This is a genomic window from Roseomonas sp. TS2 (genome assembly GCF_058833935.1).
Window position 1 is genome coordinate 1 of record NZ_JCACVY010000207.1, and the last position, 6,994, is coordinate 6,994.

Consider the following 6,994-nt stretch of genomic DNA (forward strand, 5'->3'; position numbering starts at 1 on the left):
GCCTGCCCGACTATGCCCGCGACCTGAAGCTGAACCTCGGCAGCCTGGCCACCGAGCCGGTGCTGGACACGCAGAAGCTGGCCGGCACCTTCGTCGCCAGCGCCATCGCCAGCCGCAACGCCGAGGTGATCCGCGCCCTCGTCGCCGAGTTCGGCCCGAAGCTCTCGCCCGAGGCGCTGACCGCCGCCAAGGCCGCCGCCGCCATCATGGGCATGAACAACATCTACTACCGCTTCACCCATCTGGTGGGCGGCGACTATCCGGGCCTGCCGGCCAAGCTGCGGATGAACGTCATCGGCAAGCCGGGCGTCGAGAAGGTGGATTTCGAGCTCTGGTCGCTCGCCGTCTCCGCCATCAATGGCTGCGGCATGTGCATGGAGAGCCATGAGAAGGTGGTGAAGCATGGCGGCGTGAGCACCGAGCAGGTGCAGGCCGCGGTGCGCATCGCCGCCGTGGTGCATGCCGTGGCCGGCCTGCTGGACGCCGAGGAAGCCCTCGCCGCCTGACCCCGCCGCAACGGGCCGTCTGCCCGGATGCTGTGCAAAGCCCCGCCCAGGCTTATGGCCTGTGCGGGGTTTTTTGTCGTGCAACCCGGCAGCCGCCCGCTTGTTATGCAAAGTGCGCATGAGGGCTCGCTGAAAACGCAGGCAAAACTCGTGTTGCAGCGCGAAAAACCGCTTGCACACGAATGATCGCCCGCCTATCTTCCCTCTCGCAGCAACGCACTGCGTTGTTGTCTTTCTTGGACGTTTCCTCCCTAAACTCGGCGGTGCTTCGGCACCGCCTTTTTTTTGCCCGCGCGCCGGCCAGGGAGGGGCGCGCCGCGCACAGGCCGGCCCTCAGCCGCGCAGGAAGGCCCAGTCCATCCGCGTCAGCGCCGCGATCATCGCCGTCAGGTCGCGCTGCAGCTGGCCCATGCCGGGCAGGCGCTCGATCGCCGCCTCGTCCATGTAGAGGCTGCGCGCCATCTCGATCTGCAGCACATGCACCGCCTCGCGCGGGCGGCCGTAATGGCGCGTCACGTAGCCACCGGCATAGGGGTCGTTGCGCCGCACCCGGTAGCCCATCGACCAGAGCTGCTCCTCCACCCGCCGCACGGCGCGCGGCGCGCAGGCGGTGCCATGGGCGTCACCCAGCACCATGTCGGGCGCGTTCGGCGGATGCGCGGGGTGGGTGGGCATCGAATGGCAGTCCACCACCAGGCAGCAGCCGAACAGCGCCTTGGATTCGGCGATCAGCCCGGAAAGCGCGCCATGATAGGGCTGCCAGCAGCGCTGCACCCGCTCCTCCGCCTCGCGGAAGGGCAGGCGGCGGCGGTAGACCGGCTCGCCGCTGGCGACGATGCGGGCGATGGTGCCGAGCCCCGCCCCCACCCGCGGGCTGGCGCTGTTCACCCAGGAAGGCAGCGGCCCGTCGAACATCGCCGGGTCCAGCTCCCAGGGCTCGCGGTTGGCGTCGCAATAGACGCGCGGGAAGGTGGCGGCGAGCAGCGGCGCGCCGTGCAGGGGCGCGGCGGCGAACAACTCGTCGACGAAGCCATCCTCCGAGCGGCGCACCGACAGCGCGTCGAGCCGCGATTCGGCGAGGAAGGCGGCCGGGTAGTCCCGCCCCGAATGCGGCGAGGCGAACACCAGCGGCGCCCGCCACGCATCGGGGCGCGAGAGCAGGAAGGGGCCGGGGTGCTGCTGCCCCGCGGGAAGCGTCAGAGGAAGATCCATGATCCGGCCGCATCAAGCCATAGCGCAACCCTGCTGTCACGACTCGCCAGGGTGCAAAGCTTTTGCGGTCGCCGCGCAATCACCCCTTGCCAGCCCGCCCCCGCCGCGATAGTTACGCGCCCCGACCGGAATGGGCGCGTAGCTCAGCGGGAGAGCGTCCCCCTGACACGGGGAAGGTCACAGGTTCAATCCCTGTCGCGCCCACCATCCCGGTCCATATCCCTGATCAGCCCGCCTCCCGCCGGAAGCGGGCTTTTTCGTGCCCGGTCTCCGCCCCCCCCCCGCAGCTCGTTGCGCGCCGGACGGGAGATTTGAAACAAACATACCAGGGCATCGGCAAAAGCTTGCCGGAACTGTTGACCCCCGGGCTGCACCGCAGCAAACACGGCGCAGAAGCCTTCCGGGGGATCTCGTTCCATGCAACGCCGCCATCTGCTCCTGGCCGCCACGGCCGGCCTCGCCGCCCCTGCCCTGCCGCGCCTGGCGCGGGCGCAGGGCGCGGTCACCATGCGCCTGTCGCACCAGTTTCCGCCGAGCCACCAGCACGCCACCATCCTCGCCGCCTTCGCCGAGCGGGTGAAGGCGAAGAGCCAGGGCGCGATCGACGTGCAGGTCTTCCCGGCGGAGCAGCTGGCCAAGGCGGGCGAGAACTTCCCCGGCGTGGCGCGCGGCGCCTTCGAGGCGGCGGCGGCGGTGAACTTCCAGTGGGGCAACACGCTGCCCGAGATGAACGTGCTGACGCTGCCCTACCTCTTCACCGAGCTGGAGCGGATCCGGAAGTTCCCCGGCTCCCCGGCGGCGCAGTACCTGGAGGGGCTGCTGCAGAAGCGGGCCGTGCGCAACCTGATGTGGCTCTACACCACGCGCCAGGCCATCTTCACCAGCAACCGCAAGCCGATCATCGCCACCGAGGACTTCAAGGGCCTCAAGATCCGCGGCCTGAACGCGCTGACCGACCATGCGCTGACCGCCGTGGGCGCCGCCCCCTCCGCCATGCCGGGGCCGGAGGTGCCGCAGGCGCTGCAATCGGGCGTGCTGGATGCGGGGCTCACGGATGTCTCCGCCGCCGTCTCCCGCCGCTTCTACGAGTTCCAGAAATTCGGCACCGTCACGCCGTGGTTCTGCGTGTTCACCCACGTCTACGTGAACCCGCGCTGGTTCGACGGGCTTAGCCCTGCGCACCGCGCCATCATCGCCGAATCCGCCGCCCAGGCGGAGCGCGACCAGATCCCGCTCACCGAGGACGTGGCCGCCAGGGCCCTGGCCGAGCTGAAGGCCAAGGGCATGGCGGTGCACGAGCAGACCGAGGCCGAGCGCGCCGCCTGGAGCGGCGCCATGCAGAAGCCGGTGGTCGATGCCTTCCTGAAGCTGGCGCCGGAGGGCGGCGCCCGCGCCATCGAGCTGCTGCGCGCCCTGTGAGGCCGCCCGCCGGGACGGAACAAGCCGCGATGAGCCCGGCCGCGCGCGCCGTCTCGGCCGTGGCCGCGGCGGTGTCGCGCGCGGCGGCGGCGCTCGGGGCCGTGGCCACGGCGCTGTGCCTGGTGCTCGTCACCGTCTCGGTGGTGGCGCGCTACCTGGCCGGCCTGCCGCAGCCCTGGATCGACAAGACCGCCGGCTGGCTGGTGGTGGCGCTGGTGCTGCTGGCCGCGCCCGAGGCGCAGCGCCGCTTCGAGCATATCGGCGTCGATGTGCTGACCAACGCCCTGCGCGGCCGCGCGGCGCGCGGGGCGCGGCTGTTCGGCACCCTCTCGGTGGCGCTGGTGGCGGGCATCCTGCTGCATGCCGGGCTGGAGACGGTGGCCTTCAGCCGCATGATCGGCGTGATGACCGAGATCGACGGCGTGCCCGTCTGGTGGATCCAGGCGCTGCTGCCGCTGGGCGCGGCGCTGCTGATGGTGGTGGCGCTGGCGCAGTCGGTGGTGCTGGCGCTGGGCCAGGAGCCGGATTACCTGCCCGACGGGGCGGAGGAGTTGCCGCGCGACACGCTGGCGCGCGGCGAGTAAGGACACCGAGACCGCCCATGACCTTCCTGGCCCTGCTCGCGGCGCTGTTCGTCGTGCTCTATCTCGGCGTGCCGATGTTCGTGGCGCTGTTCCTGCTCCCGCTCGGCGTGCTGCTCTGGGTGGAGGGCGGCGTGCCGGCGCTGGGCGAGCTGGTGATCGGCCAGCTCGACGGCTACCTGCTGGTGGCCATCCCGCTCTTCATGCTGATGGCGCATGTCATGGTGCGCGGCCGGGTGGTGGACGACCTCTACGCCGCCGCCTTCGCGCTGCTGCGCGGGGTGCGCGGCGGCGTCGGCATCGCCACGGTCGCCGCCTGCACCATCTTCGCCGCCATCTCCGGCTCCTCGGTGGCCACGGCGCTCACCGTGGGCAAGATCGCCATTCCGCAGATGCTGCGCTACGGCATGAGCCGCAAGGGCGCCTTCGGCGTGGTGGCGGGCGGCGGCACGCTGGGCATCCTCATCCCGCCCTCGGCGCCGATGGTGCTCTACGCCTATGTCACCGAGACCAGCGTGGGCGCGCTGTTCCTGGCCGGGCTGCTGCCCGGGCTGATGATGGCCTGCGCCTTCGCACTCTACTGCTACCTGACGGAGGGCCGCGCCGTGGCGCCGGCCGACGACCCGCCGCCGGAGAACGCCGCCCTGGCGTTGCGGCGCGCCGGCTGGTCGCTGTCGCTGCCGATCTTCGTGCTGGGCGGCATCTACATGGGCGTGTTCACCGCCACCGAGGCGGCGGGCACCGGCACGCTCTACGCCATCCTGATCGCGGCGCTGATCTACCGCACGCTGGGCTGGCGCGACCTGCTGGAGGGGGTGGGCGAGGCCACCCGGACCAGTGCCATGCTGCTGATGATCATCGCCGCCGCCGCCATCTACGGCTACATGCTGACCAAGCTGCGCGTGCCGCAGGAGCTGACGGCGCTGGTGCTGGAGTGGGGCCTCAGCCGCACCGGCTTCCTGGTGGCGATGATGGTGCTGCTGTTCCTGCTCGGCCTGGTGCTGGAGAGCTTCAGCATCATCCTGCTGACCATGCCGGCGATCCTGCCGGTGCTGGCGCAGCTCGGCATCGACAAGGTGTGGTACGGCGTGCTGCTGACGCTGAGCCTGGAGATGGCGCTGATCTCGCCGCCCGTGGCGATGAACCTGGTGGTCATCAAGGCGATCACCGGCGCGCCGCTGGCCGAGGTGAACCGCTCGATCATCCCCTACATGCTGATGCTGGCCGCGGGCACCGGCCTGCTGATCGCCTTCCCCGACATCGCGCTCTGGCTGCCGCGCGTGGCGGGCTACGGCGCCAACTGACAGAAAAAAGATGAGGGGGCCCGGGGGAGAATTCCTTCTCCCCCGGCCTTTCTTTTCCTCAGGCCGCCCTGGCCACCCGCAGCACCTCCCCCAGCGCCCGCACCAGCTCCGCGATCATCGCATCGTCGTGGAAGGGCGTGGCGCAGAGGCGCAGCCTCTCCGTGCCGCGCGGCACGGTGGGGTAGTTGATCGGCGTGACGTAGATCGAGAATTCCTCCAGCATCCGGCGCGCCACGGCGCGGCAGGCATCGGCCCCCGGCACGGGGACGGGCACGATGTGGCTGTGGCTGTCGAGCCGCGGCAGGCCGGCGGCGTCGAGCGCCGCCTTCAACGCCGTGGCACGGCTGGCGAGCCGCTCGCGCAGCGCGGCATCGGCGCGGATGTGGCGGATGCTGGCCAGCGCGGCCGCCACGGTGGGCGGCGGCAGGGCGGTGGTGAAGATCAGCCCGCCGGCGACGGAGCGCACATAGTCCACGAGATCCGCCGCGCCGGCGATGTAGCCGCCGAACACGCCCACGCCCTTGGCCAGCGTGCCCTCGATGACGTCGATCCGCGCCGCCGCGCCGTCCCGCTCGGCGATGCCCGCGCCCTGCGGCCCGTAGAGGCCGACGGCGTGCACCTCGTCGAGATAGGTGATGGCGTCGTACTTCTCGGCGAGGTCGCAGATGGCGTGCAGCGGCGCGACGTCGCCTTCCATGGAATAGACGCTCTCGAAGGCGATGACCTTCGGCGCGGCGGGGTCGGCGGCGCGGAGCAGCTCCTCCAGGTGGCCGAGGTCGTTGTGGCGCCAGATGTGGCGCTTCGCCGGGCTGCGGCGCATGCCGTCGATCATCGAGGCATGGTTCATGGCGTCCGAGAACACCTCCATGCCCGGCAGGGCGGCGAGCAGCGCGGAGAGCGCCGCCTGGTTGGCCAGGTAGCCGCTGCCGAAGAGCAGCGCCGCCGGCTTGCCGTGCCAGGAGGCCAGCTCATCCTCCAGCGCGGCGTGCAGCGGCGAGGTGCCGGAGATGTTGCGCGTGCCGCCGGCGCCCGCGCCATGCGCCGCCACCGCCCCGGCCGCCGCGTCCAGCACGGCGGGGTGGGTGCCCATGCCGAGATAGTCGTTGGCCGACCAGACGGTGATCTCGCGCGCGCCACCCGGCCCCTGACCTCCCGGGCCGTGCCAGCGGTAGGTCGGGAAGCGGCCGGCGATCTTCTCCAGCCGCGTGAAGTCCCGGTAGCGGCCCTCGTTCCGCAAGGTGCCGAGGTGCCGCGAACAATGGTCGAGCAGGGTCTGACGCGTGTCCATGGCCCGCCTCTATAAACCCTGCGCCCAGCCCTTGCAGCGGCGATGGTGGCGCATCAGCCCTGTTTCCGCGTCTCGCCTTCCCGGATGGCGCGCAGCCCGGCGCGGTAGTCCGGATGGCGCCAGCGCAGGCCGAGGGCGGCCTGGGTGGCGCGGCTGTCCACCCGCCGGTTCTCCGCCCAGAAGCTGCGCGCCATGGGCGACATGCCCGCCCAGGCCTCGGCGAAGGGCAGCAGGGGCGGCGGCGGCAGGCCGAGCAGCCGCGCCGCCTCCTCCGTGACCGCCGCGCCGGTGGCGGGTTCGTCATCGGCCAGGTGCAGCACGCGGGGGGCATCGGTGCGCCAGCCCTCCCCGGTCGCGGCGGCCAGCACGGCGGCGGCGATGTCGTCGCGGTGGATGCGGGAGAAGAGGTGGTCCGGCTTGTCCACCCGGCGGGCGCGGCCGGCGCGCAGCTCGTCCAGCGCGCTGCGGCCGGGGCCGTAGATGCCGGCGGTGCGGAAGATGTCGAGCGCCACGCCGCGCCCGGCCAGCGCCGCCCACCAGGCCCGCTCCGCCGCCAGCCGCCGCAGGGAGCGCTCCTGCGCGGGGGCGGGCGGCGTCGTCTCCGCCACCCAGCCGCCCTGCCGGTCGCCATAGACGCCGGTGGTGGAGAGGTAGCCCACCCAGCGCAGCCGGGTGGCGGCAGCC

At 71.8% G+C, this 6,994-nt stretch carries 7 protein-coding genes and 1 tRNA gene; 5 read left to right on the forward strand and 3 right to left on the reverse strand.

Features of this window, described 5'->3' with window-relative positions; translation table 11 throughout:
- The first annotated feature begins 2 nt into the window (after window positions 1–2).
- Window positions 3–506, forward strand: coding sequence for an alkylhydroperoxidase, AhpD family (gene ahpD / locus ACZJYS_RS21275; RefSeq protein WP_493180240.1), 504 nt, complete (start codon window positions 3–5; stop codon window positions 504–506).
- A 333-nt stretch (window positions 507–839) separates the two neighbouring features.
- On the opposite strand, the gene ACZJYS_RS21280 is transcribed toward ahpD, so the two are convergent.
- On the reverse strand, window positions 840–1,718 hold the full coding sequence (locus ACZJYS_RS21280) for an N-formylglutamate amidohydrolase (RefSeq protein ID WP_379650654.1): 879 nt from the start codon (window positions 1,716–1,718) through the stop codon (window positions 840–842).
- A 132-nt stretch (window positions 1,719–1,850) separates the two neighbouring features.
- On the opposite strand from ACZJYS_RS21280, the gene ACZJYS_RS21285 reads away from it, so the two are divergent.
- The 4 genes from ACZJYS_RS21285 (at window position 1,851) to ACZJYS_RS21300 (ending at window position 5,022) form a co-directional block, all read left to right on the forward strand.
- Window positions 1,851–1,925: transfer RNA gene (locus ACZJYS_RS21285), tRNA-Val, on the forward strand.
- 210 nt (window positions 1,926–2,135) lie between these two features.
- Complete coding sequence (locus tag ACZJYS_RS21290; protein WP_109516863.1) at window positions 2,136–3,137, forward strand: TRAP transporter substrate-binding protein; 1,002 nt, start codon at window positions 2,136–2,138, stop codon at window positions 3,135–3,137.
- Window positions 3,138–3,166: 29 nt separating this feature from the next.
- On the forward strand, window positions 3,167–3,721 hold the full coding sequence (locus ACZJYS_RS21295) for a TRAP transporter small permease (protein WP_109516862.1): 555 nt from the start codon (window positions 3,167–3,169) through the stop codon (window positions 3,719–3,721).
- A 17-nt stretch (window positions 3,722–3,738) separates the two neighbouring features.
- Complete coding sequence (locus tag ACZJYS_RS21300) at window positions 3,739–5,022, forward strand: TRAP transporter large permease (RefSeq protein WP_109516861.1); 1,284 nt, start codon at window positions 3,739–3,741, stop codon at window positions 5,020–5,022.
- A gap of 58 nt (window positions 5,023–5,080) precedes the next feature.
- On the opposite strand, the gene hemA is transcribed toward ACZJYS_RS21300, so the two are convergent.
- Window positions 5,081–6,310 (reverse strand): 5-aminolevulinate synthase, encoded by a 1,230-nt coding sequence (gene hemA, locus ACZJYS_RS21305; RefSeq protein WP_493180241.1) that lies wholly within the window; start codon window positions 6,308–6,310, stop codon window positions 5,081–5,083.
- Window positions 6,311–6,363: 53 nt separating this feature from the next.
- On the reverse strand, window positions 6,364–6,994 hold a 631-nt coding region (locus ACZJYS_RS21310; protein ID WP_493180242.1), incomplete at its 5' end, for a Rossmann-fold NAD(P)-binding domain-containing protein.